Annotated in this window: 23 protein-coding genes; 9 read left to right on the top strand and 14 right to left on the bottom strand. The window is 71.7% G+C overall.

Going from position 1 to position 23,225, the window contains the following annotated elements:
• Positions 1-4: 4 nt before the first annotated feature.
• Positions 5-478 carry a DUF2000 family protein gene (locus tag OG933_RS23980; RefSeq protein ID WP_405628858.1) on the bottom strand — a complete coding sequence of 158 codons (474 nt, stop codon included), beginning with the start codon at positions 476-478 and terminating at the stop codon, positions 5-7.
• A 49-nt stretch (positions 479-527) separates the two neighbouring features.
• On the opposite strand from OG933_RS23980, the gene OG933_RS23975 reads away from it, so the two are divergent.
• Complete coding sequence (locus OG933_RS23975; RefSeq protein WP_405628856.1) at positions 528-1,346, top strand: AraC family transcriptional regulator; 819 nt, start codon at positions 528-530, stop codon at positions 1,344-1,346.
• A gap of 137 nt (positions 1,347-1,483) precedes the next feature.
• Positions 1,484-1,942 carry a hypothetical protein gene (locus OG933_RS23970; protein ID WP_405628855.1) on the top strand — a complete coding sequence of 153 codons (459 nt, stop codon included), beginning with the start codon at positions 1,484-1,486 and terminating at the stop codon, positions 1,940-1,942.
• A gap of 33 nt (positions 1,943-1,975) precedes the next feature.
• On the opposite strand, the gene OG933_RS23965 is transcribed toward OG933_RS23970, so the two are convergent.
• Positions 1,976-2,479 (bottom strand): YbjN domain-containing protein, encoded by a 504-nt coding sequence (locus tag OG933_RS23965; RefSeq protein ID WP_405628853.1) that lies wholly within the window; start codon positions 2,477-2,479, stop codon positions 1,976-1,978.
• Positions 2,472-3,809, bottom strand: a complete 1,338-nt coding sequence (mshA, locus tag OG933_RS23960) for a D-inositol-3-phosphate glycosyltransferase (RefSeq protein WP_405628851.1) — start codon at positions 3,807-3,809, stop codon at positions 2,472-2,474. The genes OG933_RS23965 and mshA overlap by 8 nt, the downstream gene beginning before the upstream one ends.
• A gap of 409 nt (positions 3,810-4,218) precedes the next feature.
• Here mshA and OG933_RS23955 point away from each other — a divergent pair, with 409 nt between their 5' ends.
• The 3 genes from OG933_RS23955 to OG933_RS23945 all read left to right on the top strand — a co-directional run bounded on the left by OG933_RS23955 (position 4,219) and on the right by OG933_RS23945 (position 8,119).
• Positions 4,219-5,049, top strand: coding sequence for a class I SAM-dependent methyltransferase (locus OG933_RS23955; protein ID WP_362528595.1), 831 nt, complete (start codon positions 4,219-4,221; stop codon positions 5,047-5,049).
• A 229-nt stretch (positions 5,050-5,278) separates the two neighbouring features.
• Complete coding sequence (locus OG933_RS23950; RefSeq protein WP_142264955.1) at positions 5,279-6,370, top strand: C40 family peptidase; 1,092 nt, start codon at positions 5,279-5,281, stop codon at positions 6,368-6,370.
• Between the two features lie 282 nt (positions 6,371-6,652).
• Positions 6,653-8,119: a PP2C family protein-serine/threonine phosphatase gene (locus tag OG933_RS23945; RefSeq protein ID WP_405628849.1), complete on the top strand. Its 1,467-nt coding sequence runs from the start codon at positions 6,653-6,655 to the stop codon at positions 8,117-8,119.
• Between the two features lie 155 nt (positions 8,120-8,274).
• Here the strand turns inward: OG933_RS23945 and OG933_RS23940 are convergent, their stop codons facing one another.
• The 3 genes from OG933_RS23940 to OG933_RS23930 form a co-directional block, all read right to left on the bottom strand.
• Positions 8,275-8,619: a DUF2516 family protein gene (locus tag OG933_RS23940; protein WP_028806934.1), complete on the bottom strand. Its 345-nt coding sequence runs from the start codon at positions 8,617-8,619 to the stop codon at positions 8,275-8,277.
• A gap of 163 nt (positions 8,620-8,782) precedes the next feature.
• Positions 8,783-9,460 carry a hypothetical protein gene (locus OG933_RS23935; protein ID WP_362528601.1) on the bottom strand — a complete coding sequence of 226 codons (678 nt, stop codon included), beginning with the start codon at positions 9,458-9,460 and terminating at the stop codon, positions 8,783-8,785.
• Positions 9,461-9,546: 86 nt separating this feature from the next.
• Complete coding sequence (locus OG933_RS23930; RefSeq protein WP_054243857.1) at positions 9,547-9,975, bottom strand: helix-turn-helix domain-containing protein; 429 nt, start codon at positions 9,973-9,975, stop codon at positions 9,547-9,549.
• A gap of 228 nt (positions 9,976-10,203) precedes the next feature.
• Between OG933_RS23930 and OG933_RS23925 the strand changes: the two genes are divergently transcribed.
• The gene (locus OG933_RS23925; protein WP_405628848.1) at positions 10,204-10,944 is read left to right on the top strand and encodes a patatin-like phospholipase family protein; all 741 of its coding nucleotides are present in this window, start codon (positions 10,204-10,206) and stop codon (positions 10,942-10,944) included.
• A gap of 95 nt (positions 10,945-11,039) precedes the next feature.
• On the opposite strand, the gene OG933_RS23920 is transcribed toward OG933_RS23925, so the two are convergent.
• Positions 11,040-13,160 carry a HelD family protein gene (locus OG933_RS23920; protein WP_405628846.1) on the bottom strand — a complete coding sequence of 707 codons (2,121 nt, stop codon included), beginning with the start codon at positions 13,158-13,160 and terminating at the stop codon, positions 11,040-11,042.
• Between the two features lie 49 nt (positions 13,161-13,209).
• On the bottom strand, positions 13,210-13,857 hold the full coding sequence (locus OG933_RS23915; RefSeq protein WP_405628844.1) for a TetR/AcrR family transcriptional regulator: 648 nt from the start codon (positions 13,855-13,857) through the stop codon (positions 13,210-13,212).
• A gap of 126 nt (positions 13,858-13,983) precedes the next feature.
• On the opposite strand from OG933_RS23915, the gene OG933_RS23910 reads away from it, so the two are divergent.
• Entirely contained in the window at positions 13,984-15,039 is a 1,056-nt protein-coding gene (locus tag OG933_RS23910; RefSeq protein ID WP_405628843.1) for a zinc-binding dehydrogenase, read from the top strand.
• A 49-nt stretch (positions 15,040-15,088) separates the two neighbouring features.
• Here OG933_RS23910 and OG933_RS23905 read toward each other — a convergent pair whose 3' ends face one another.
• Complete coding sequence (locus OG933_RS23905) at positions 15,089-17,233, bottom strand: aminoglycoside phosphotransferase family protein (RefSeq protein WP_362528617.1); 2,145 nt, start codon at positions 17,231-17,233, stop codon at positions 15,089-15,091.
• A 257-nt stretch (positions 17,234-17,490) separates the two neighbouring features.
• The gene (locus OG933_RS23900; RefSeq protein WP_362528620.1) at positions 17,491-18,366 is read right to left on the bottom strand and encodes a winged helix-turn-helix domain-containing protein; all 876 of its coding nucleotides are present in this window, start codon (positions 18,364-18,366) and stop codon (positions 17,491-17,493) included.
• Between the two features lie 169 nt (positions 18,367-18,535).
• Between OG933_RS23900 and OG933_RS23895 the strand changes: the two genes are divergently transcribed.
• Complete coding sequence (locus OG933_RS23895; RefSeq protein ID WP_362528622.1) at positions 18,536-18,721, top strand: hypothetical protein; 186 nt, start codon at positions 18,536-18,538, stop codon at positions 18,719-18,721.
• Here the strand turns inward: OG933_RS23895 and OG933_RS23890 are convergent.
• A complete protein-coding gene (locus OG933_RS23890; RefSeq protein ID WP_362528625.1) occupies positions 18,708-19,424 on the bottom strand; it encodes an HAD family hydrolase in 717 nt (238 codons plus the stop codon). The genes OG933_RS23895 and OG933_RS23890 overlap by 14 nt on opposite strands.
• A gap of 29 nt (positions 19,425-19,453) precedes the next feature.
• Entirely contained in the window at positions 19,454-20,332 is an 879-nt protein-coding gene (locus tag OG933_RS23885; RefSeq protein WP_362528628.1) for a GntR family transcriptional regulator, read from the bottom strand.
• Positions 20,333-20,485: 153 nt separating this feature from the next.
• On the opposite strand from OG933_RS23885, the gene OG933_RS23880 reads away from it, so the two are divergent.
• Positions 20,486-20,680, top strand: a complete 195-nt coding sequence (locus OG933_RS23880) for a hypothetical protein (RefSeq protein WP_054243849.1) — start codon at positions 20,486-20,488, stop codon at positions 20,678-20,680.
• Here OG933_RS23880 and OG933_RS23875 read toward each other — a convergent pair.
• Together OG933_RS23875 and OG933_RS23870 are read right to left on the bottom strand one after the other, a co-directional pair.
• Positions 20,670-21,536 carry a winged helix-turn-helix domain-containing protein gene (locus OG933_RS23875; RefSeq protein WP_405628841.1) on the bottom strand — a complete coding sequence of 289 codons (867 nt, stop codon included), beginning with the start codon at positions 21,534-21,536 and terminating at the stop codon, positions 20,670-20,672. The genes OG933_RS23880 and OG933_RS23875 overlap by 11 nt on opposite strands.
• Positions 21,537-21,898: 362 nt before the next feature.
• The gene (locus tag OG933_RS23870) at positions 21,899-23,164 is read right to left on the bottom strand and encodes a GNAT family N-acetyltransferase (protein ID WP_362528634.1); all 1,266 of its coding nucleotides are present in this window, start codon (positions 23,162-23,164) and stop codon (positions 21,899-21,901) included.
• Between the last annotated feature and the right edge of the window lie 61 nt (positions 23,165-23,225).

Below are 23,225 nucleotides of genomic sequence, written 5' to 3'. Positions count from 1 at the left end.
GCGGTCAGGGGTGCATCCGTGCGCCCTTCAGCACCTTGTCCACCGCGTTCCTCGGGCCGTAGACCGCCAGTCCTACGACGTCCAGCCCGGCCGTCGGTACGGCACGCACCGCCGCGCGGTTGTCGCGGTCGTTCCCGGTGGCGAAGAGGTCGCTCGTGAACACCGCGCGCGGGAGGGACCGGGAGAGCACGCGCGCGTGAGCGGCGGTCAGCGTCTCCTTCGTGCCCTCGAAGACCAGCACCGGCTGGCGGAACATCGACAGATACGCCACGCCGTCCGCGTCCTCGTACGGCTCCCCGATCACCTCGGGGAGGGCCGTGCCGAGGCCGCTGACCAGGAACGCGGTGACGTTCAGGCGCTGCCAGGTCTCCAGGTCCTCGCGCAGCAGGACGGCGATCTTCGTGTCGAAGCGAAGGGGGGCGGTGGTCGGGACCGGTGCGGTGGGTGCTGCGGGTGCGGTGGGTGTCTCGTCGTTCATGGTTCGAGACTGCCGACCGGCCTACGGCGCCGTCTTGTACGTTCTTTGCATGGCCCCGCAGCGGACGGCCGACGTCTCCGCCTGGCGCCCGGCCGTCCCGGGCGTGGTGGAGGTCTTCCATGCCCACTTCACCGAGTACGCGTACCCGATGCACGTCCACGAGGCGTGGACGCTCTTGATCGTCGACGACGGCGCCGTACGGTACGACCTCGACCGGCACGAGCACGGCACCCCGCACGACACGGTGTCCCTGCTGCCGCCGCACGTGCCGCACAACGGCTCACCGGCCACCTCGGGCGGCTTCCGCAAGCGGGTCCTGTACCTCGATGCCGAGGTGCTCGGCGAGGACCTCATCGGGGCCGCCGTCGACGCCCCCGACCTGCGCGATCCCGTGCTGCGCCGGCGGGTCGGGCAGCTGCACTCCGCGCTCGCCCGGCCCGGCGACGAGCTGGAGGCCGACAGCCGGCTGACGCTGATCGGCGAGCGGTTGCGGACCCATCTGCGCGCGGGACTGCGCACCGCCGCCGAGCGTCGCGACCCGGACCTGGCGCGCCGGTTGCGTGAGCTGCTCGACGAACGGGTCGTCCAGGGCCTGATGCTGGACGAGGCCGCCGGGCTCGTGTCGGCCCATCCGGCCCATCTGGTACGGGCGTTCAGCGCGGCGTACGGCATCGCGCCGCACCAGTACCTCACCGCCCGCCGGGTCGACCTGGCCCGCCGGCTCCTGCTCGACGGGCGGCCGCCGGGTGAGGTCGCGGCGGCGTCCGGCTTCTACGACCAGGCACATCTCACCCGGCATTTCCGGAAGCTGGTGGGGGTCACGCCCGGGCGGTACGGAGATCGACGGAAGTCCTCCGTCCGCCGCTGACCGGCGCATAGCGTCGCCTCATGGATATCGACGAGACACAGCACTCCCCCGGCACGCCCGACCCTCAAGGGCCTCAAGGGCCTCAGGCATCTTCCGTACGGGGCGGCTTACACGCGAGACGGATAGCGGTCGCCGTCGTGGGGGCGGCGACCCTGATCGCCCTGAGCGTCGGCATCGCCCTCGCGGCGGCCTCGGACGAGGAACCCGCCACTCCCGTACCGAGCGCGTCGTCCACCCAGCCGTCGGACACCGGGGGCGACACGGGGAGCGACACCTCCGGCGGGACCAGCGGCGGCGTCGACGGCGGCACCACGGGCGGCGGCACCACGAGCGGCGGCACCCCGGGCGGCGGGACCACGGGCGGCGGGACGGACCCCGACGCGACGGAGACGCCGTCCACGCCGACCTCCTCGCCCACCGCGCCGGCCGACCTGGCCGAGATCAACCGGCGTCTGAACGAGCTCGACCAGAAGCTGGACCAGCTGCCTACCAAGCAGGAACTGGCCGACGCCCTGCGCGCCTTCGCCGACCAGCTCGACGCTCCGGCCACCCCGACCCCTCCCGCCCCGGACCCGGACGACCCGGACGCCTCCTGACCGGTTGCCGACCGCTGCCGGGGTGAGCCGGCGTCAGTCGGCCGGGCGTTGCGTCAGATGGGCGAACGCGTCCAGGTTGCGCGTCGGTTCGCCCCGGGAGACCCGCCACTCGTACTCCCGGCGGATGGCGCTCGCGAAGCCCAGCTCCAGGAGCGTGTTGAAGGCACCGTCGGCGGCCTCCAGGACCTGGCCCATGAGGCGGTCGATCTCGTCGGCGGTGACCGAGGCGAGGGGGAGGCGGGCGGTGACATAGACGTCGCCGAGCCGGTCGACGGCGTAACTCACGCCGTACAGCTTGAGGTTGCGCTCCAGGAGCCAGCGGTGGACGCCGGACTCGTTCTCGTCGGGATGACGGACGACGAAGGCGTTCAGGGAGAGGGAGTGGCGGCCGACGATGAGGGAGACGGTCGTCTTGAGTTTCCGGGTGCCGGGGAGCTGGACCACGTAGTTTCCGGGGGCCGGGCTCTCCCACTCCAGCTCCGCGTCCTGCAGGAAACCCTCGATGACCTGTGCGGCCGTCTTCTCCACGTCACCCATGCTCGGAGCGTACGCGACGGCGGTGGGACTGGGCCGCGGCCGCGTAGACGTCGGCGGTGGCGGCGGCCGCGGTGTCCCAGCCGAAGGACTGGGCGTGTGCCGTGGCGGCCGCGCCCATCCGGGCGGCGAGGTCGGGGCCGTCGGCGAAACGCGCGAGCACGCGCGCGTAGGCGGCCGGATCGTGGCCCTGCACCAGGAAGCCCGTCTCGCCGTCCCGCACGGCCACCGGGAGCCCGCCGACGGAGGCGGCGAGCACCGGGGTGCCGGCCGCCTGCGCCTCTATGGCGACGAGCCCGAAGGACTCGCTGTAGGACGGCACGACCAGCAGTGACGCCGCCCGGAACCAGTCCGCGAGCTGGTCCTGGCCGACCGGCGGACGAAACCGTACGACGTCCGCGATGCCGAGGCGCGCGGCCAGCTTCTGCAGTCCCTCGGGCTTGGCGAGGCCACTGCCGCTGGGGCCGCCGACGATCGGGACGACGATGCGGGAGCGCAGCTCGGGGCGCTCGTCGAGCAGGACGGCCACCGCGCGCAGGAGCACGTCCGGAGCCTTCAGGGGCTGGATGCGGCCCGCGAAGAGGGGGACCAGCGCGTCCTGGGGCAGGTCCAGACGGGCGCGGGCGGCGGCCCGGCCGTCCGCCGGGGTGAAGCGGTCGAGGTTGACGCCCGGGTGCACCACGGCGACCTTGTCGGGGCCCGCGTGGTAGTGCCGGACGAGTTCGTCGGCCTCCTCCGCCGTGTTGGCGATGAGGCGGTCGGCGGCGGCGACGATCTGGGTCTCGCCGATGACGCGGGCGGCGGGCTCGGGGGTGTCGCCGTCGGCCAGGTTGGCGTTCTTGACCTTGGCCATGGTGTGCATGGCGTGCACCAGGGGGGAGCCCCAGCGCTGGGCGGCCAGCCAGCCGACGTGCCCGGAGAGCCAGTAGTGCGAGTGCACGAGGTCGTAGTAGCCGGGACGGTGACCGGCCCAGGCCTGCATCACGCCGTGCGTGAAGGCGCACAGCTGGGCCGGGAGGTCCTCCTTGGCGAGACCCTCGTAGGGGCCCGCGTCGACATGCCGGACGAGGACTCCGGGTGCCAGCTCGACGGTCGGCGGGAGGCCGCCGGTGGTCGCGCGCGTGAAGATCTCGACCTCGATGTTGATCGCGGCGAGGCGCTGCGCGAGCTCGACGATGTAGACGTTCATGCCGCCCGCGTCGCCGGTGCCGGGCTGGTGGAGCGGAGAGGTGTGCACGGAGAGCATCGCGACGCGGCGGGGGCGGCGGTGGAGCCTGAGCCGCGAGGGTGCCACCGAAGAGCGACGCCCGAGCCTGTTGGTGTACTGGCTCACGGGGCGTTCCTCCTTGCTGCGGGCATGCCGGAAAGAGGGTGTGGGGCCCTCCAAGGGGCTGCAACGCCGGAGGAAGGCGTTCCCATTCCGGGCGGGTTTCGGAAAGGGGCGGTTTTTGCTCAGTCATTACCGCGTATCGCTCAACCGTTCGAGGCCGGGGTGCGTGGTGGGGGGTGCGTGGTGGGGGGTGCGTGGTGGGGGGTGCGTGGTGGGGGCCCGAGCGGTTTCGCCCCCGCCGCCCCTTCCCGTCCCGACCCGGGGGCTGCCGCCCCCGCACCCCCGCTTCCGGCCCCGAAAGGGCCTTGTCCTCAAACGCCGGACGGGCTGAGATGCCGGGCGGGGTGAGACTCGGGGCGGGGGGGCGGCTCCGGAGGCGGGCTGGAGGCGGCGTCGCATTACCCTCGTAGGCATGACATCCCGCGCCCCCGCCCGCCCTGTGGGCACGGTCACGCGCGGGACGACCAACCCCAACCGGCTGCGCCGCATGGACCGCTGGATCGCCGCGACGCACGGCGCCGAACTGCGCCGCGCCGCCGAACCGCTCGCCGTCGACCTCGGGTACGGGGCGGCGCCCTGGACGGCCGTCGAGTTGCTGCGGCGGCTGCGTTCCGTCGCCCCACGCGCGCGTGTCGTGGGCGTCGAGATCGAACCGGCCCGGGTGGCGGCCGCCAAACCGTACGAGCGCGAGGGGCTGGACTTCCGGCACGGCGGGTTCGAGATCCCGGTGCCCCGGCGGCCGCACCTCGTACGAGCGGCCAACGTGCTGCGGCAGTACGACGAGGACGAGGTCGCCGCGGTCTGGCAGCGCCTGTGCGCGCGGCTCGCGCCGGCCGATCCGGTGACCGGGTCCCGCGGCGGTCTGCTCGTCGAGGGGACCTGCGACGAGATCGGGCGTCGGCACGTATGGGTCGCGCTCGGACCGGAAGGGCCGCGCACGGTCACCTTCGCCACCCGGCTGGGCTCCCTGGAACGCCCCTCGGACCTGGCGGAGCGGCTGCCCAAGGCGCTGATCCACCGCAATGTCCCGGGTGAGCCGGTGCACGCCTTCCTGCGCGACTTCGACCGCGCCTGGGCCGCCGCCGCGCCCTACGCGTCGTACGGCGCCCGCCAGCGGTGGATCCGCACGGTGCGGGACCTGACCGCCGACTGGCCGGTGACGGACGGGCCGGTGCGGTGGCGGCAGGGGGAAGTGACGGTGCGGTGGGGGGCGTTGGCGCCCCGGAACCGCACCGGCGGCTGAACCGCCGTTCCCTCCTTTCCCGCTGGCCGCCGGGAACGATCTCCGTGAGTCGTTCGTCACACTGACGGGGAGATCGTCATGGCGGGGTGGCGAAGAGGGGAAGGACTGCTTCGGTCGCTGTGCCGCTCCGTCGTTCCGTCGTCACCTCTGTCGTTTTCGGCCGTGACGTGGCACGATCCCCCGGGCACCGTAAGTTACTGACGGTTAATCAGGGGTTGGGGGACGGGGTATGGGAACGGGGAAGCGCGGCCTGCTCACGGCGGCTGTGACGGTGGTCTGCGCGGTCACCGTGCTGGGCGCACCCGGCACCGCGTTCGCCAGCCCGAGCCCCACGCCGTCGCCGTCGGCGAGTTCCACGACCCCGCCGCTCCCCTCCACCGCGTCCAACAAGGACCTGGAGGCCGTCCGCACCAAGCTCGAAGCGCTGTACCACGACGCCGCGGTCGCCACCGACGCCTACAACGCGGCCGAGGAAGCGGCGAAGAAGCAGTCGGCGGAGATCGTCGAGCTGGCCAAGAAGATCGTCGCGGGCCAGGAGAAGCTGGACGACCTCAAGGACCGCGCGGGCGCGGCGGCCCGCGCCCAGTACCGCACCGGCGGCCTGCCGGACGAGGCGCAGTTGATGCTGACCGACGACCCGTCGGAGTTCCTCGACGGCGCGGGCCGGGCACTCCAGGGCCAGCGTGCGACCAAGGGCCTGATCGGCGAACTCGCCCGCACCCAGCAGGACTTGGAGCAGTACTCCAAGGACGCCTCCACCCAGTGGCAGAAGCTGGAGGCGGGCCGCAAGACGAAGGCCGCGGCCCAGAAGAGGATCGAGAAGCAGATCGCTGCGGCCGAGAAGCTCGAGTCCCGGCTCGAGAAGAAGGAGAAGGAGCGCCTCGAACAACTGGAGGCGCAGGTCGCGCTGGAGGCGCAGACCGCCTGGCTGGACACCGGCGTCCTCGACGAGATCAACAGCGCGGCGTCCGTCCAGGGCAAGAAGGCCGTGCAGTTCGCCACCGCCCAGATCGGCAAGCCGTATGTGTGGGGCGCGGAGGGCCCGGACAGCTTCGACTGCTCCGGACTGACCTCCGAGGCCTGGAGGAGCGCCGGGCAGGCGATACCGCGCACCTCGCAGGAGCAGTGGAAGCAGCTGCCGCACATCGCCGTCGAGGACATGCGCCCCGGCGACCTGATCATCTACTTCGACGACGCCAGCCATGTCGCGTTGTACGTGGGTGACGGCGCGATCATCCACGCCCCGCGGCCGGGCCGCACGGTCACGCTCGCGGGGGCGGGCTCGATGCCGATACTCGGGGTGGTCCGGCCGGACGCGTGAGGCCCGGTGGCCGGGCGGCCCCTTCGGACGCCGCCCTCCACGTGACCCAGGCCACCTCCACCCCGCTGCCAAACTCCGCGCGGACGTGACGTTCGTCATCCCCGCACCACACCCGCCCTGCCCAAATGCGGGACAGAACGCGGCATATGACTGTGGCCAGAGATCAAGCGGCCTGTCTCACACCATTCCGTTGCGGCGCCTTCTGCCGCTATGGTCCCCGTCGGTGGGTCGAGGTCCCTCGTCCCCACCATGCCCTCGGGGGGAGGGAAGGAACTCAAGACGATGCCCGTACCCGTACCGCGGCAGAGAGCGATCCCGGCCGTGGAGAGTGGTCAGGCGCAGGCCGCGCCCATAGTCGGCGGCCCCTCCAAGGAAGAAACCGTTCGCAACGAGGCGACCACGGCCGAGAACCTGAACAACACCGCGCACGACCGCAGCGCGCAGCACACCGCGCTCAACGCCACGCCCGCCGACGGCGTCCATCAAGGCGTGAGCACGACCAGCGTGAGCGCCACCGGCGTCCATGCCACCGACGTCAGTGCCACCGGTGTGGGCACCGCCCACACCACGCTCACCCTGCTGCTGATCGAGGACGACCCGACGGCCGCGCCGATCGTCCACGACCTGCTCGACGCGGACGGCAGGCCGATCCGCGTACGCACCGCCCGCAACCTCACCGAGGCCGAGCGGCTGCTGACCCATGACGTCCACTGCATCCTGCTGGACCTGGCGCTGCCGGCGCCCGGCAGGGCGGCCGAGTCCGACGACGAGCTCGCCGTCCTGCGGCACGTGCTCGAGCTCGCGCCCCGGCACGCCGTGCTCGCGCTCACCGCGTCCGGCGACGCCGAGCGCGGCGCCGAGGCGGTACGCGTGGGCGCCCAGGACTATCTCTACAAGGACGAGCTGGACGGCCGGCTGCTGAGCCGTGCAATTCGCTACGCCGTGGAGAGGAAACGTTCCGACACGGCCGAGCGACGGCTCGCCGAGGGCAAACTGCGCGCGCAGGAGAACGCCCGCCTGGAGCGCGGCCTGCTGCCCACGCCCCTCCTGGAGGGCTCTCCGCTGCGCTTCGCCGCCCGCTACCGTCCCGGCCGCTCACGCGCGCTGCTCGGCGGCGACTTCTACGACACCGTCCGCACGCCCGACGGCACCGTGCACGCGATGATCGGCGACGTCTGCGGGCACGGCCCGGACGAGGCGGCGCTCGGCGTGGAGCTGCGCATCGCCTGGCGGGCGCTGACGTTGGCGGGCCTGTGCGGGGACGAGCTGCTGAACACGCTTCAGCAGGTGCTGGAGCACGAGCGCGACGACGACGAGATCTTCGCGACGCTGTGCACGGTGGACATCGCGCCCGACGGCCGCCGGGCGGGCCTGTGCCTGGCCGGCCACCCCGCGCCGCTGATCGCCCGCCCGGACCGGCCCGCGCGCCTGCTGCCGTACGACAACAACGGCCCCGCCCTCGGCCTGCTGCCGGGCGCCCGCTGGCCGCGGATGCAGGTCGAGCTGGGCGCCGAGTGGAGCCTGATGCTGTACACCGACGGCCTGATCGAGGGGCGGATCGGCGAGGGCCGGGAACGGCTGGGCCAGGACGGCATGGTGGAGATGATCCGCCGCCAGCTCTCCGAGGGACTGAGCGGCGAGGCACTGCTGCGGGCCGCGGTGAACGAGGTCCGCGAGCTCAACGGCGGCGAGCTGACGGACGACGTGGCACTGGTCCTGCTGGACCGGGTCCCCGCACCGCTCCCGTAGCCGTGGCGCCCCCGGGACCGGCCGCCTGACGGGAGACGGGGCTCCGGTTGTCCGGGGCGAGTTGTCCAGGGCTGGTCGGGAGCGGGGCGGAGCCGGACAGGGCGACGCCCCGCGCCCCTGGTGGGGGCTGCGGGGCGTGGAAGGTTCTCGTGGGGTCAGCGGCCGCCGTTGTACGGGCCGTACGGGCCGTCGCTGCTGCTGCCGCCGCGCCTGCGGCCCCAGCCGCCGCCACCGCCGACCTGTCGGAGGGCGGGCCGTACGTCCACGAAGAAGACGATCGTGGCGACGAGGCCCGCGAGCTGGAGGAAGAGCATCGGCACCAGGAGGTTCACCGCCACCGTGACACCGAGGATGATCAGCCAGAAGCCCTTGTTCTGCTTGTCGGCAGCCCGGTAGGCGTCATCACGGAACAGAGCGGCCATCACCAGCGCCACCACGGCGAGGACCAGCATGGCGAGGTAGAGCAGCCACACCAGCCCGGCGAAGCCTTCGATCAGCACAACGTCCACCACCCGACTCGACGCGATTCGACTCGCTCGTCCTTACGCGGTCACCGTACCCGCAACCGCACTCCCGCTACCCGTACAACGGGCCGGGCACCACATGAGTGCCCGGCCCGTGACTGTATGTCCCTGTCCGCCGTGTCCGTCCCGGCCGTCGGTCTCACTTGGCCGGCGGCGTGGTCTTCTTCGCGACGGGCTTGCGGACCGGAGCCTTCTTGGCGGCGGCGGCCTTCTTCGCCGCGGCGGCGTCGGACTGCGCCGCGGCCGCTGCGGGCTTCGGCTCGTCCTTGACCACGACCGGCTGGACGACGGGCGCGGGCTTGGGCTCCGACTTGGGCTCGACCGCGATGGCGAGCTCCTCGATCTCCTCGGCGGCCTCGCCGCGCCAGGTCTTCACGGCCTGCTCGCCGTGCTCGGCGACCTTCTCGTACGTCTCACGGGCCTTGACGGCGTACTCGGCGGCGACGCCGACACCGCGCAGCGCGAAGTCCTGGGCGGACTCGCCGAACTTCTTCAGGTCGGCGTCGAGGGTGCTGCCGATCTTCTTGATGTCCCCGTCGAGGCTGCTGATGAAGTCGGTGACCTTGGTCTGGAGGGTCTCCTGCGCCTCCTTGGCCTTGGCGGTCGCCTCCTTGGCGCGGGCGCCGGCCTTCTCCTGCACGGCCTTGGGGTCGGTGTTGCGGACGGCCTCGAAACGGGCCGGGGCCTCGGTGCGCAGCTGCTCCACCAGACCCGGCACCTTCTTCGCCTGCTGGAGGGCCAGATCGGCGGTGCCCGCGGCGAAGTAGAACGGAGTCGGGTCGCTGAAGGTCTTGCGCAGGTCGTCGGTGATGGCCATGGTGAAGGTCCTCCCGGATTCACATACGTCGTTTTCGGCTGAGGGTCGTGCAGGTCCGCAGCGGTGCGGCCGGTCCCCTGGTCCGGTCAACCGGCCGTCTGCTGCGGGTCGGCGTCGCTCTCGTGGTTCCGTGGGGCCGCCGCACCGTCGCCGTCCGCGAATCCGTTCTCCTTGCGGAAGGACTCGTAGATCTGGAGCAGCACCTGCTTCTGCTGCTCGGTCAGCGTGGGGTCGGCGAGGACGACCGCGCGGGTCGCACCGTCCCGGTACTCCTGCCCGTCCCGTTCCGCGTCGAGGATGCCGGCCCGCACGTACAGCGTCTCGGCGGAGATCCGCAGCGCCTTGGCGACCTGCTGGAGCACCTCCGCGCTCGGCTTGCGCAGCCCGCGCTCGATCTGGCTCAGGTACGGATTGGACACGCCGGCGGCTTCGGCGAGTTGCCGGAGCGACAGCTGCGCGTTGCGCCGCTGCTCGCGCAGGTACTCACCGAGATTGCCGACGTTGAGCGATGCCATGACTCCACTGTGCACCAGCCTTGCTAACTATTGCAAGCACCTGCTTGCAATAGTGTGTCGCGCCACTCCAGACTGAGCGCCCCACCGAAGCACCCGCCCGCGGACCGCATCCAAGGCCGCATCCAAGACCGCGTCCAAGACCGCATCCAAAGACCTCACCCGAAGACCGCATTCGAAACCCACCCGAGCACTCCACCCGAGCGCTCCACCCGGAAGGAGAGCGCGCACGTGGCCTCGCCGAAGTCGCCCACCGTCGGTCTGGTCCTGTCCAGCGGGGCGGTCCTCGGCGCCGCGCACGCCGGTGTGTTGCGAGCCGTCGAGGAGGCCGGGATCGAGGTGTCCGTGGTGACCGGGTCCAGTGCGGGGGCGCTGATCGGCGGCGCCTGGGCGGCGGGGACCGGCAGCGAGCGGATCACCGGGCGGCTGCTGCGCGCGCAGTGGGCGGACTTCGGGTCCGCGGCGATCGCCCCGCGCCTGGGGCTCCTGGACACCACTCCCATGGTCCGCAACATCGAGGAGATGCTCGGCGACCTGCTGATCGAGGACCTGCCGACCCGGTTCGGCGCGGTGGTCACGGAGTTGCGCTCCACGACGCCCCGGCTGGTCGACTCCGGCTCGCTGACGGCGGCCGTACGCGCCAGCAGCGCCGTACCCGGACTGTTCCCGCCGGTCCGGCTGGAGGTGGGCGGCGCGCTCTGCGTCGACGGCGCCGTACTGTCGCCGTCTCCGGTGTGGGCCGCACACCGGCTCGGCGCCGAGCGGGTCATCGCCGTGGGCTTCGGCCGCGGCAACGCCCGCTGGCGCCGCTGGTTCGAGTCCCGCCCCGACCACCCGGCCCACGGCCGCCACGCCGACCTGGCCGTCACCATCGACACCGCCGGCCACTCCTCCTGGTCGGCGGCCGGCGTCCCGGACCTGATCGACCGGGGGTACCGGGCGACGCGGGAGGCCCTGGAGAGCTGGAGCTGACGCCACCGCCGGCCGGGCGTGCGGTGGCGGGCGGCGTTGCGCAAGCACCCGACCTGCCCCGCCCTGCCCGGGACGGCCCGGGACGGCCACCCTCCTCACGCCTCCCACGGCAACTCCCGTTCGTGCACCACCTCCAGTCGTGAGACCGCCCGGGTCAACACCACGTAGAGCCGGTTCAGGCCGCGTAGCTCCGACTGCGCGATGGCCGCCGGTTCGACGGCGACGACGTGGTCGTACTCGAGGCCCTTGACGAGGGTCGCCGCGACGACCGTCACCCGGGCGGCCGGATCCTCGGGGCCGGAGGTCGGGATGCCGGCCCCGGTCAGGGCCTCGCGGACCCCGTCGACCTCGGGGTCCGCGGCGATGACGCCGATCGAGCCCTCCCGGGGGAGCGCGTCGCGTACGGCGGCGACGACCGCGGAGCGCAGGTCGCCGTCGGCTCGCCGGACGCGCAGTTCGCCGTCCCGACGCAGGGAGTCGGCGCGCGGCACGTCGGCGTCGAGGAGGTCGAGCAGGCGGCCCGCGAGGGTGAGAACGGCGGCCGGGACACGGAAGCCCGTGGTCAGCGGGACGATCGTCGCGTCCGGCTTGCCCAGGTGGGCCAGCTGCACCCGCCAGGAGTCCGCCGCCCAGGGGGTGGTGCCCTGCGCCAGGTCGCCGAGGACGGTGAGCGAGCCGAAGCGGACCCGGCGGGCGACCGCCCGGCACTCCATCGGGGAGAGGTCCTGGGCCTCGTCGACGACGACATGGCCGTAGCCCTGGGGATGGTCGAGGAGGCCGGCGATCTCGTCGAGGAGGACGAGGTCGGCGGGCGACCAGCGGGCCGACCTCGGCGAGCGGGGCGGCCGCGGCCAGTGCAGGACCCGCTGCTCCCCGGGGTCCAGGAGACCGTCCGCGGCCCGCGCCAACTCCGCATCGTCCGTGAGGAGTCGGGCCAGCACCTCCTCCGGGCGCAGCTTCGGCCACAGTGCCTCCACGCACGCGCTCACCGGCCGGGCCCTCTCGATGCGGCGGGTCCAGGAGGCCGGGCGCGGCCCGCTCCGGCGTTCCACCTGCTCCTGGATCCGGCGCACGATCCGGCTGCGCACCCGCTCGCGCCCGATCTCGTACGGCGGCTCCTCGGCGAGCACCCCGGCGACGATGTCCGTCAGCCGGTCGCCCGCGATCCGCCAGCGGGAGGAGCCGTCGGGGACGGAGAGGTCGTCGGCGCGGCCGGCCGTCACCCGTCCGTACACCGCCCGGCGCAGCACCTCGGCCATCCGGGCGTCGTGCTTGACGGCGGCGGTCGGGTCGGGGTCCGTCCCGGTCGCCGGCCGGCAGGCGATCTCGTCGTGCAGGGTCGACTGCCGTACGCCGGTCTCGCCGAGGGAGGGGAGCACCTCGGCGATGTAGGAGAGGAAGGTGCGGTTGGGGCCGAGGATCAGCAGTCCGCCGCGCTGGATGCGCCGCGGGTGGGTGTAGAGGAGATAGGCGGCCCGGTGCAGGCCCACGGCGGTCTTGCCGGTGCCGGGAGCGCCCTGCACACACACGGACTCGGCGAGCTCCCCGCGGACGAGTTCGTCCTGCTCGGGCTGGATGGTCGCGGCGATGTCCCGCATGGGGCCGACGCGGGGCCGTTCGATCTCACGGGCGACGATCCCGCCCGGCCGCCCCGCCCCGCCCGGCCCACGACGCCCGGCCCGCTCCCCGCCGTCGACGTGCCCGCCCGCGTCGAGGCGCTCGTCCTCCAGGCCCGTGAGGTCGGCGGAGTCACCCCGGCTGCCGGGGGCCCAGCCGAACCGCCGCCGGACGGCCACGCCCTGGGGGTCGCGGGCGCTCGCCCGGTAGAAGGCGCGGGAGACGGGGGCGCGCCAGTCGACGACGAGGGGCGGGGCGGCCGGGTGCTCGCTGATGCGGAGCCGGCCGATGTGGTGGGCGAGGCCCTCGTGGTCGCCGCCCGTGCCGTGCGCGAAGTCCAGCCGCCCGAAGAACAGGGGGCCTTCGGGCAGTTCGTGCAGGGCCTTGGCGTGGCTGCGCAGCCGGAACCCGAGGACCTCGGCGTCGGCGCCGGAGGCGGAGACGTCCTCGCCGGTGACGACGTGGAGGTCGGCGCCCTCGACCATCGCGGCGAGGGCGGCGCGGCAGTTGTCGTGGTGGGCGCGTTCGTGGTGCAACGCGGTGCCGAGATCCGGCGGGCTCTTCGGGTCGCCCTCAGGGACCGGCTCGGGTGTCGTCATACGTCAAGGGTAACGAATAACGTGACCGAGTCACATTTTTTACTCGGTATCAGCCAGTGGGAACCGGTCGGCCGAGCTGCGGCAGACCCGCCGCCAGCACCGCGAACGCCCGATCCACCGCCGCCTCCGCGTCCCCCCGCACGTCCTCCACCCGCTCCCCCTCCGCGATCCGCCGCCAGTTCTCCTCGGCGAGGATCCGCCGGACGGCGACGATCTGACCGGCGGCCAGCCGGGCGTCGAGGGCGTCGGGCAGCTCGTCCGCCAGGGCGCCGGCGAGGGCCGCCTCCGAGCGCTCCAGGTAGCCGTACAGGCGGGCGACCAGGGAGGGCGTGCCGTAGAGCATGGCGTGGAAGGCGCGCACGTTCGGGTGGTCGTTGAGACCGGTGACGGGGTCGGCGGCGGCCAGCCCGGCGAGGAAGTGCCGGCGCAGGGCGGGCAGCGGCGCGACGCCCTCGGCCCGCGCCGCCGTGACCACCCGGGCCGCCTCCTGCTCGTGGTCGGCGATCCGGTGCAGGACCAGGTCCTCCTTGGCCGGGAAGTACCGGAAGAGGGTCGGCTTGGAGATCTCGGCCGCCGCGGCGATCTCGGCGACGGACACCGCGTCGAAGCCCCGCTCGACGAAGAGCCGGACGGCGATGTCCGACACCACCTGGTACATCCGCTGCCGCTTGCGCTCGCGCAGCCCGGTCTCGCTCATGGACCGAGCCTACGGGGCCGATCGCCGCCCGGCCCCGCTCGACCTCGACCCCACTTGACCTCAACCGGGGTTGAGGTCGAAGACTCCATGCACACGCATTCAACGGCACCGCAGTGGAGGTATGTCATGCGAGCAGCACAGGTGAAGGCGTTCGGCGGACCGGAGGTCCTGACCACGGTGGAGCTGCCGGATCCGGTCCCGGGCCCCGGCGAGGTCCTGATCGAGGTCGCCCACGCCGACACGATCTTCGTGGAGACCCAGGTCCGAACGGGCCTGTTCCGCGCCTACTTCCCCGTCGAGCCGCCCTACGTCCCCGGTGGCGGCGTGGCCGGCACGGTCACCGCGGTCGGCGCGGGCGTGGACGCCGGGTGGGTGGGCCGCCGGGTGACGTCCTTCGTGACCGGCAGCTACGCCGAGCGCGTGACGGCCCCGGCCACCGCGCCGACCCCCGTACCGGACGGCCTGGATCTGCGCACGGCCGCGGCACTCGTCCACGACGGGGTGACGGCCGCCGGTCTGCTGGAACACACCGCCGTGGGCCCCGGTGACCGCGTCCTGATCCTCGGCGCCTCGGGCGGCATGGGCACCCTGCTGATCCAGCTGGCCCGCGCCCGCGGCGCCCGGGTGGTGGCCGCGGCACGCGGAGCGCGGAAGTCGGCGCTGGTGCGGGAGCTGGGGGCGGACGCGGTGGTGGACGTGTCGGAGCCGGACTGGGTGGAGCGGGCGCGGCAGGCCCTGGGGCGGCCGGAGCCCACCCGCGCCGCCGAGGCAGGCGACGAAGCCACCACCGGGACCACCGCCGAAGCCGATGCCGATGCCGCCGCCGAAGCCGAAGCCGCCGCCGATGTCGTACTGGACGGTGTCGGCGGTGAACTCGGGCTCGCGGCCTTCCCGTTGACCGCCGACGGTGGGCGTTTCTCCGCGCACGGGGCACCCTCGGGCGGCTTCGCGGCCGTGGACGCGGCGGAGGCGGAACGGCGGGGCGTCACCCTGTTCGGGATCGGGGACCTGCAGTTCGGCGAGGCCGAGGCGCGCCGCCTGACCGCGCACGTCCTGGCGGAGGCGGCCGCGGGACGGCTGCGGCCGGTGATCGGCGCTCGGTTCCCGCTGACGGAGGCCGCCGCGGCGCACGCGGCGATCGAGGGACGGGAACTGATCGGGAAGGTGGTGCTCGGGATGTGAACGGACACCGGGGCAGGTCCACCCGCCCACGGAGCACATCGGACCCGGATCAGAGCCGCCCCCGGACCAACGTCAGTTCGAGATAGGGATTGGGGGTCCGAGAGGCCGGTAGGCCGAGGGAGGCGGTGGCCGCGGCCAGCGTCTCGGCGTAGGAGTCCACGGCGCGGCGGACGTTGGGGGCGTCCAGGCCCGTCCTGGTCACCAGCCGGTCGAGATCGACGTACGCCGACCGGATGATCTCGATCCAGCGGTACACCGGCCAGTCCACACGCCAGTTCGTGCTGTACTCCGGGGGCATGTTCCGCTCCCACCGGCGGAACATGCGGTCCCTGATCTCCGGCCGGGTGGGCGTCAGGTGCATGTGCCGGACCAGGTCGTAGAGCGGGTCACCGACCACGGCCATCTCCCAGTCGATGATGGTCAGCAGGTACCGGCCGCCCCGCACCAGGTTCCACGGGTTGAGGTCACCGTGCAGGAGGGCCGGCGCCCGGGGGGTCAACGTGTGGCGGGACAGGATCTCGCTCAACCGCTCATGGTGGGGCAGCCCGAGCATCCGGGCCAGCTGCATCGACTCCTTCGGCAGCGTCTGCACCAGTTTCACGAGCTGGTCCCGCAGCCACACGGAGAAGCTGCCGCTGTCCGAAAGCGGGTCGACCAGGCTGTGGTCGACCTTCGTCAGCGCGCACAGCTGGTCGACGAGCGCGTCCGCCTCACGCGGGCGCAGACCGTCCACCGGGTGCTCGGGAGGTCCGCCTCGGCGCGACCCGACATAGGTGTGGATGGCGAAGGGGTCCTTCGTGCCGCTTTCGCCCAGGGCCAGGACCCGCGGCGCCTCGACCTTCACCCGCGACTTCTCGATCGCCTGGAGCACGGCGTGCTCGCTGAGGATGCTGTGCTCCCTGCGCTGGACGTTGGAGAGCTGCCGACGCACCACCACGGGTTCGGCATGGCCGCTCACGCGGACCACCGTGTTGAGGTGCGCGGTCCCCTTGAACAGGTTTCCTGCGGGGGCGGCCCCCTCGGCCAGCAGCGCCTCCCGGACCGCGCTCGCCGGGAACTTCGGGTGCGGGGGGACCCGCCGGTCCGCCGTCCAGAAGATGGCCGGTCCGATCCAGTCCCTGCCGCTGATGTCGCCGTCGGTGCGCGAGGCCAGCCAGCGGTACAGCGCCTTCTCGATCTCCGCCGGATCCGGCACGTCCCGCAGCCGGAGCGGCTCGGCGGCGGCCATCAGCGCCCTGCGCACCTCCGCCGTCGCCTCGTCCAGGCTCTTCTGGGTGAACGACCTCTCCAGCGACCTGGCGGCACGCATGACATCCGGGTAGACGGACTGCGCCCGCTCGAAGTCGACGTAGTGCCGCAGGTCCTTGGTCCGGCCCTTGACCGCGCCGGGCCGGAACCGTCCCATGGCCTCGTCCCACGCCGTGATCACCTCACCCCACTGATGGGCCGGGTACTGCATGCGCACCAGGTGGGTGGCGAGGTCGTGCAGCGGGTCGCCGTAGGTCGCCAGTTCCCAGTCGACGCAGACCAGGGGCGGGTCACCGTCGTAGGACACGATCAGGTTGTCCCGGTGCAGGTCCGCGTGGAGCAGGCTGTACGGCCGCCGGGTCATCGCGGGCACCCGCTCGGCCAGCCGCAGCAGAGCGTCGTCGGAGATGCCCAGCGCCTTGAACAGCCCGCCGAAGACGCCCCAGTTGGGCTTGCGGATCTGTTCGTCGGCGGACAGGGTCAGGGTCTTCAGGAAGGCCTGGCTGTCGCTGTGGTTGGCGGGCCAGGAACCGGGCAGCGGCGGCAGCGCCTGCCGACGCACCCGGGTCATCTGGGCCAGCAGCCCGGCCAGCGCCTTGATCAGCAGGTTGTCGACAGGCTTACCGTTTCCGCAGATGGTGGAGAGCGGTACGCCTTCCACATGGCTGTGGATGGAGTAGCCCGGCGTCTTGATCAGGCATTCGGGTGCGTGCGGCAGGGCACCGTGGACGGCGTCGAGAATCGCCGCCTCCTCCTGCCAGGTTCTGATCACCACGGGCAGCGCGTCGGAGCGCCTGATCCGCACGATCACCGAGGTCCCCGGGGCGCGACCCACCAGAGGGGCGACCTGCTCGGTCAACGGCAGCACATAGTTGCGATTGTGGTGGCCGCTGGATTCCTGGGTGGCTTCGGCGGCCCTGACGAAGGTCCGCAGCGCTCCTGGCACGTCCTCGGCGGCTCGTTCCCCGAGGTGACGAGGGGGAACAAGGTGGTCGACCACTGGCCGCTCCGGATACTCGCGCTGGGCTGGTTAGGGCAAACGGTAAACGCGCCGTACGACCGAAGTGACGGTCAATAGGCCAATGGGTGGTGTGCCACTCAGGGAACGTCAGGCCGCTCGAGACTCGCTTGTACGCCGTCTCATACGTAGGAACGGGAGCGATTGCTCGCGCGATTGGGGCATGCTAGCGCACCCCGCCGGAGCTATTCGGTGAGCAGGTTCCACACCGAGTCGAACCATGTCTGCCAGGTGTCGACGAAGACGGTGCCCGGTGAATTCGGGTCGTCGTCCTTGACGTGATGGGTGAGCGTGGCGCCGAGGCCCAGCACGTCGAGGGCGGTGATCACCTCTCCCCCCTCCAGCTCGATCTTGCGCTTGATCACCTCGTACGGCCCGAGCAAGGCCTCCGTACCGTTGAACAGATAGAGCTTGAAGGCCGGTGTCAGCGGGGCGTGCCGGATCTCGACGTCGACGGAGGACACCAGGTTGTCGGTCCCCAGAGCCTTCAGGGTCCCGCGCAGCGACTCCGTGTGCCGGTTCGTGATGGAGTGCAGCCGGTCGCGGAGGCGATCGTCGTCCTTGCCGGCCTTGACGCTCGGGTAGGGCAGGTGCAGGTTCTCGGAGGGCAGGATCATGCGCAGGCGGATGCGCTGGGGGTCGATGGAGCCCGAGAGGATCCGCTCGGCCTGCAACCGGATGTGCGCGTCCAGGGACTCCGACGTCAAGGTGTAGACGTCCAGCGTGACTTCGGGCTGTTCGAACGCCTCGCTGAGCAGCGGCCCCAGTGTCACACCGTGCCGCTGCCGGGTCGCTCTGGGAGTGGACGACTGTATCCGCTGGGTCTTGACCACCCGGGATCCGCTGCCCCGACGGGACTGGATCCAGCCCTCGCTGACCAGTTCCCGCAGCACTCGCTGGACCGTGTCCCTGGAGACCCCGAGTTCCTCGGCGAGGTCCCGCTGGGACGGCAGAAAGGAGTGCAGCGGATACGTCCCGTCCGTCATCCGGGCGCGCAGTTCGTCGGCGACCCGGTGGAACTCCCGGCCGCCCGCGTCACCGCTCAGCTGCTGCGCGTCCACAGGACGACCGTACCGCCAACCGTCCACCTGCAAACCACTGTCGGTCAGGTCTCGGACAGCTCCGCCAGATTAAGGATCAACCGGCCAGGGGAAATCCACTTCAAGTCAACCAGTCCAATTGGACTGGGATTTGAAAGCTTCACAGAGACTGGCAGGAAGGTGGAAGGTCGTGCTCCTGTTATCGGCACTCTGGGAACTCCTCGCGTTCTGCGCGGGGTTGACGGTGCAGGCCAAGCTGGGCGCGGTGGGCGTGATGCTGCTGTTCACCCTGGCCGTGGGCGTACGGGCCCGGCACGACGTGCTCGCCGTCGGGGCGGCCGTCATGCTCGTGGTACTGCTGCTCAGAGCTGCCTGACCGCGTTCAGCAACAGCTCCAGCGAGTCGACCACCGTCGTGGCACCCGCCCCTCTGAGCAGCTTCTCCTTGTGCGCGTTGCGCGCGTAGCCGAGGAACGGCACGCCGGCCTCACGGGCGGCCAGGAAGTCGGAGGTGGTGTCACCGATCATCAGGGCGGTGCCGGGCGACGATCCCATGGCGCGCAGAGCGCGGTTCAGACAGTACGGGTGGGGCTTGAGGTGGCGCAGTTCCTGGGTGCGGCCGTAGATGTGCGGCGCGAAGCAGGAGGTGAGCCCGCGGCTCGCCAGGTAAGTGGTCGCCACCTGAGGGGAGTTGTTGGTGGTGATGGCCAGCCGCAGCTTCAGCGCGACCAGTGTGCGGATCAGGGGGTCGGCCCACGCCGTGGGCATCGCCGTGGCCGTGGCCTTCAGTTCCTCCTGGGTGAGGCGTTCCTCCAGCTCCGTGACCAGGTCGCTGCCCGGGTGCCGGCGGTCCACCGCGCGCAGCACGACGTGCGGGTCCAGCGACTCCCGCTCGGCCTCCGTCAGCAGGCTGTGCAAGCCCCGCGCTTCGAGCCACTCCACGAGGCCGTCGGCCACCCCTTCCGCCGAGTGGCCGGCGAAGAGCCGGCAGATCGGCCCGTCGAAGTCCCACAGGACGACCCTCGTGCGGGTGATCAACTCCCGCAGATCCGCGTTCCCGTTCCCGGTACCTGCTGCCACCTGCTCAGTCTGCGTCGTATCAGAGGTCACTAGAAGAGTGTCAGGTCCGTCGTGATGGTTTCCCAGAGGGCGTCGAACCACTTCTGGGATTCCTCCACGAACGCGGCGTCGCGCTGACCGGCGGCCTTCTCGAAGGAGAAGAGGAGGGACTCGGTGCCGCGCACGTCGTACATGTCGAGGGTTCCGCTGTCGGTGGTCTCCTCCGTGCGCGCGACCATGTAGTACGCGATCAGCGCCTCCTGCCCGTTGAGGAGGTACAGCTTCACCGGCGGGGTGAACGGCAGCGCGCGGAAGGTGATGTTGACGTCCACGCCGTGCGAGCGCAGCGCGCGGAGGTTGTAACTCAGCACCTGGCCCTGCGCGTTGCGCATCGACAGCCAGCGCTGGTGGACCGGGTCCTCGTCGTCCCCGCGGTCCTCGACCGAGACCGGGAAGGCGAGACTGATGTCCCGGGACGGCAGCAGGATACGGACGTCGATCTTCTGGGGCCGGATGCTGCCGGCGTGGATCAGCCGCAGGGGCTCGCCCAGGGCCGGGATCAGGCTCTCGGCGGTGAGACAGGCCGCGTCGATCCGCACGTGCGGGACCCCGAAGGCCGCGGTCAGCCGCGGGGCCAGACCCACCATCGTGGGCTGCGGCTCGCCGCGGTCCGGCGCCGGCGGTTCCGCGATCCGCGGCGGACTGCCCTTGCTCACGTTGGTGAGCAGCCCGTCGTCCTGGAGCGCCCGCAGGGCCTGGCGGACGGTACCGCGCTCCACGCCGAACTCGTCGGCCAGTTCGGCCTGGGTGGGCATCCGGTCACCGGCCCTGAGATCCCCGACGCGGATGCGTTCGCGCAGGACATCGGCGATCTCACGCGGTGAGAGCCTGCTGCCGTTCACTGCCACGTTCTCCTGGGTCACGACCAAACGCTACAACTTAGATCCATCTGGCGGGAGTTGTTTGAAAGTTGTTTAACAGCTGCCACCAAGTGGGGACAACATAGTCATAGTTGGCAACCAACTTGAGTGAGTTGGCGGAAGGTTTGCCTCCCACTCCAGTCTCGGAAGGGGGGAACCACCATGCCCGTCCTCGTCCTCCTCTGCGCCGCCTTCGTCGTCGGTGTCGAGCAGACCATCCAGTGGAAGTACGGCACCACCGGCGCCCTCGGCCTGCTCCTGCTCAGCGTCGGCATCAAGGCCAAGAGCCCGGTCATCAGCTCCGCCGGCGCCGTGATCCTCGCCCTCCTCGCCACCGGGCCCGCCGTCAGCTCGTGAGCACCAGCTCCGAGCTGATCGTCTCCCACAGTGCGTCGAACCACAGGTGGGACTGTTCCACGAACGTCGTGTCACGCGGTCCGGCGCCCTGCTCGAAGGCGAACAGCACCGACCGCGTGCCTTCGGCGTCGTACATCTCCAGGTGCTCGTGGTCGATCGTCTGCTCGCGCCGCTTGACCGTGTAGTAGGCGAACAGGGCTTCCGTCCCGTTGAGGAGATACAGCTTGACGGGCGGGGTGAAGGGCAGCGCGCGGAAGGTGACGTGCACGTCGATGCCGTGCGTGGAGCGCAGGGTGAGCAGGTTGTGCCGCAACACCTGGCCCTGGGCGTTGCGATGGGCCAGCCAGCGGCGCTGGAGCCGCCCGGTCTCGGTGATGTCCACCGGTGCCGGAAAGGCGAGTTCGATGTTGCGGGACGGCAACAGGACACGGACGTCGATCTTGGCCGGTTTCAGTCGCCCCGCGTGGATCTGCCGCAGGGGTTCACCGATCGCGGCGGTCAGCGAGACCGCCGTCAGGCACAGGGCGTCGACCTCGACGTGGTCGGCGGCGAAGGCCTCGGTGATCCGCGGCGGCAGCGCCACCATCGAGGGCTGCGGCGTCGCCGCGGGGCCCGGCGGGAGGCCGGCCGGCCCCGGCCGCGCGGCGACCGTCGCCGGGCTTCCCTTGGAGACGTTGGTGAGGAGCTGCTCGGACTGAAGAATGCGCAGCGCCTGCCGTACGGCACCCCGCTCGACGCCGAACTCGTCCGCCAGCTTGGCCTGCGTCGGCATGCGCTGACCGGGCCGCAGCACTCCGGTTCTGATCCGGGTGCGCAGCTCGTCGGCCACCTCGCGATGTGACCGCTGCGGCCGCACCGCCCCCCTCCGCCCATTGACGGAGGCATGTTCCGGCTCCACGTCCGCACACTACAACTTCCCGCCATCTTTGGGCAGTTCAAAGAGAGATGGTTATAGGACGCTTCCAAGCGGACATAGTTACAGTGAAGTTGGCAGCCAACTTCAACGACATGGTCAAACTTTCAGACGGTTGGCGGTCGGGCTCCCTTCCGGAGGGGAGCCGGGAGCCCGAGCAGTCGACACCGACGTACAGCCACAACTGAACATCGCCCGCACAGCCACAACTTCAGATCGATCGCACAGCCACAACTGAACAGCTACGGATACCCGCATTCAAAGAGACACGGAACCACGGAACCACGGAACCACGGAAGGAGTCGTCAGAACATGTCCGGGCACCAAGGGCGCCCGGACGTACGCAGCAGGGCGTCGGCCCCTCGGGCGGCGCCCGCTCGTTCTTCCCGGAGCCGGCCCAGCACCGCCAGGCGCCCCGCGGACTCGTCGCCCAGCCACAGCGTCGCCAGCTCGGCCACGTCCAGGGTGAGGTCGGCGCTGCGGGTGGTCGGCGTACAGGAGGCACCGTCGGGGGTCGCGTCCAGCAGGAAGCGGCCTCCGGCCAGGCCCGACCGGTCGACGACCTCGAGAACCAACGCGCCCGACGCGTCGTACGTCCGCGCCTCCAGGGCCCGCACGACATCCAGGATCCGCACCCACAGCCAGTCCGCCTGCGTGGTGATGCGCGCCGCGCGCGGGTCCGGCAGATGGAGCGGGAGCAGGTCGTCCGGTGAGCGCCAGCCCGTCTTCACCCGGGTGATCCAGTCGATGGAACAGAGGTAGTGCCACAGGGCGCGCTCCGCGGCCGGGGTCACCGCGCTCAGCCAGTTCACCGTCGCCGTGTTCAGCGGCTGCTTGGCGTCGCTCCACTCGTCGTCCGCCCGGTAGGAGGCCATGCCCTCCACCACACCGTCCGCCGAGCGGTAGACCACGAAGAACGGCTCGACCCACGCACTGCCGTACAGCCACAGCTGCCCGGTGCGCGCCGCCCACCAGTGCTCGTCCCGGTCGATCGCGCCCGGCTGGGCGCTCCGCAGCCGCTCGTGCAGCTCGGGGCCGATCCGGCGGATCTCCTCGGGGTCGGCGAAGTCGATCCGGCCGCCGTCCTGCGGGCCCGACCGGTTCGGGTCGAGGCCGGCGCGCGGCACGTCGATCGACCACTCGGTCATGGTGGTCGCCGGACCGAAGCCGTACCGGCCGTAGATCCGGTACTCGGCGGCTATCAGGGTGGCCACGACGTCCCCGCGGTCCTTCGCCGCCGTCAGGTCGTCGGCCATCAGACGGGTGAGGATTCCGCGGCGGCGGTGCGTGGGCGCGACGGTGACGTTGGAGATGGCGTCGGCGGCGACGGGTGCGCCGCCGACCGCCGTGAGCTGCTGGTCGAACGAGCGGAAGGTCGCCACGCACCGGCCCGCGTCGAAGGCGCCGGAGACCCGGGAATCCGCGAACGCGACCCGACGGTCGGCGAGCAGCTGGTCGGGGACGGTGGGCGGGCGCAGAAAGCCCGTGTTCACGGCACGGGTCCAGTCGGGAAGCTCCGCGTCGGTGACTGCGCGGACGTCGATCGGCTGCGGGGCGGCTCGGCGGGTCATGGGATCACCGTAGGCAGGGGCGGGCGGGTGGCGCGAAGATTTTTCCCGCCTTCGCCGCCCA

Source organism: Streptomyces sp. NBC_00016, assembly GCF_045040885.1.
GTDB lineage: Bacteria > Actinomycetota > Actinomycetes > Streptomycetales > Streptomycetaceae > Streptomyces > Streptomyces coriariae.
This window is presented reverse-complemented; position numbering and strand designations above follow the sequence as displayed.

Bases quoted from the DNA above. Each gene is read 5' to 3' on its own strand.
- OG933_RS23975 (WP_405628856.1), top strand. From the start codon at position 528: ATGGCCCCGCAGCGGACGGCCGACGTCTCCGCCTGGCGCCCGGCCGTC.
- OG933_RS23950 (WP_142264955.1), top strand. From the start codon at position 5,279: ATGGGAACGGGGAAGCGCGGCCTGCTCACGGCGGCTGTGACGGTGGTC.
- OG933_RS23880 (WP_054243849.1), top strand. From the start codon at position 20,486: ATGCCCGTCCTCGTCCTCCTCTGCGCCGCCTTCGTCGTCGGTGTCGAG.
- OG933_RS23980 (WP_405628858.1), bottom strand. From the start codon at position 478: ATGAACGACGAGACACCCACCGCACCCGCAGCACCCACCGCACCGGTC.
- OG933_RS23935 (WP_362528601.1), bottom strand. From the start codon at position 9,460: ATGGCCATCACCGACGACCTGCGCAAGACCTTCAGCGACCCGACTCCG.
- OG933_RS23930 (WP_054243857.1), bottom strand. From the start codon at position 9,975: ATGGCATCGCTCAACGTCGGCAATCTCGGTGAGTACCTGCGCGAGCAG.
- OG933_RS23955 (WP_362528595.1), top strand. From the start codon at position 4,219: ATGACATCCCGCGCCCCCGCCCGCCCTGTGGGCACGGTCACGCGCGGG.
- OG933_RS23915 (WP_405628844.1), bottom strand. From the start codon at position 13,857: ATGAGCGAGACCGGGCTGCGCGAGCGCAAGCGGCAGCGGATGTACCAG.
- OG933_RS23870 (WP_362528634.1), bottom strand. From the start codon at position 23,164: ATGACCCGCCGAGCCGCCCCGCAGCCGATCGACGTCCGCGCAGTCACC.
- OG933_RS23910 (WP_405628843.1), top strand. From the start codon at position 13,984: ATGCGAGCAGCACAGGTGAAGGCGTTCGGCGGACCGGAGGTCCTGACC.
- OG933_RS23965 (WP_405628853.1), bottom strand. From the start codon at position 2,479: ATGGGTGACGTGGAGAAGACGGCCGCACAGGTCATCGAGGGTTTCCTG.
- OG933_RS23920 (WP_405628846.1), bottom strand. From the start codon at position 13,160: ATGACGACACCCGAGCCGGTCCCTGAGGGCGACCCGAAGAGCCCGCCG.
- OG933_RS23945 (WP_405628849.1), top strand. From the start codon at position 6,653: ATGCCCGTACCCGTACCGCGGCAGAGAGCGATCCCGGCCGTGGAGAGT.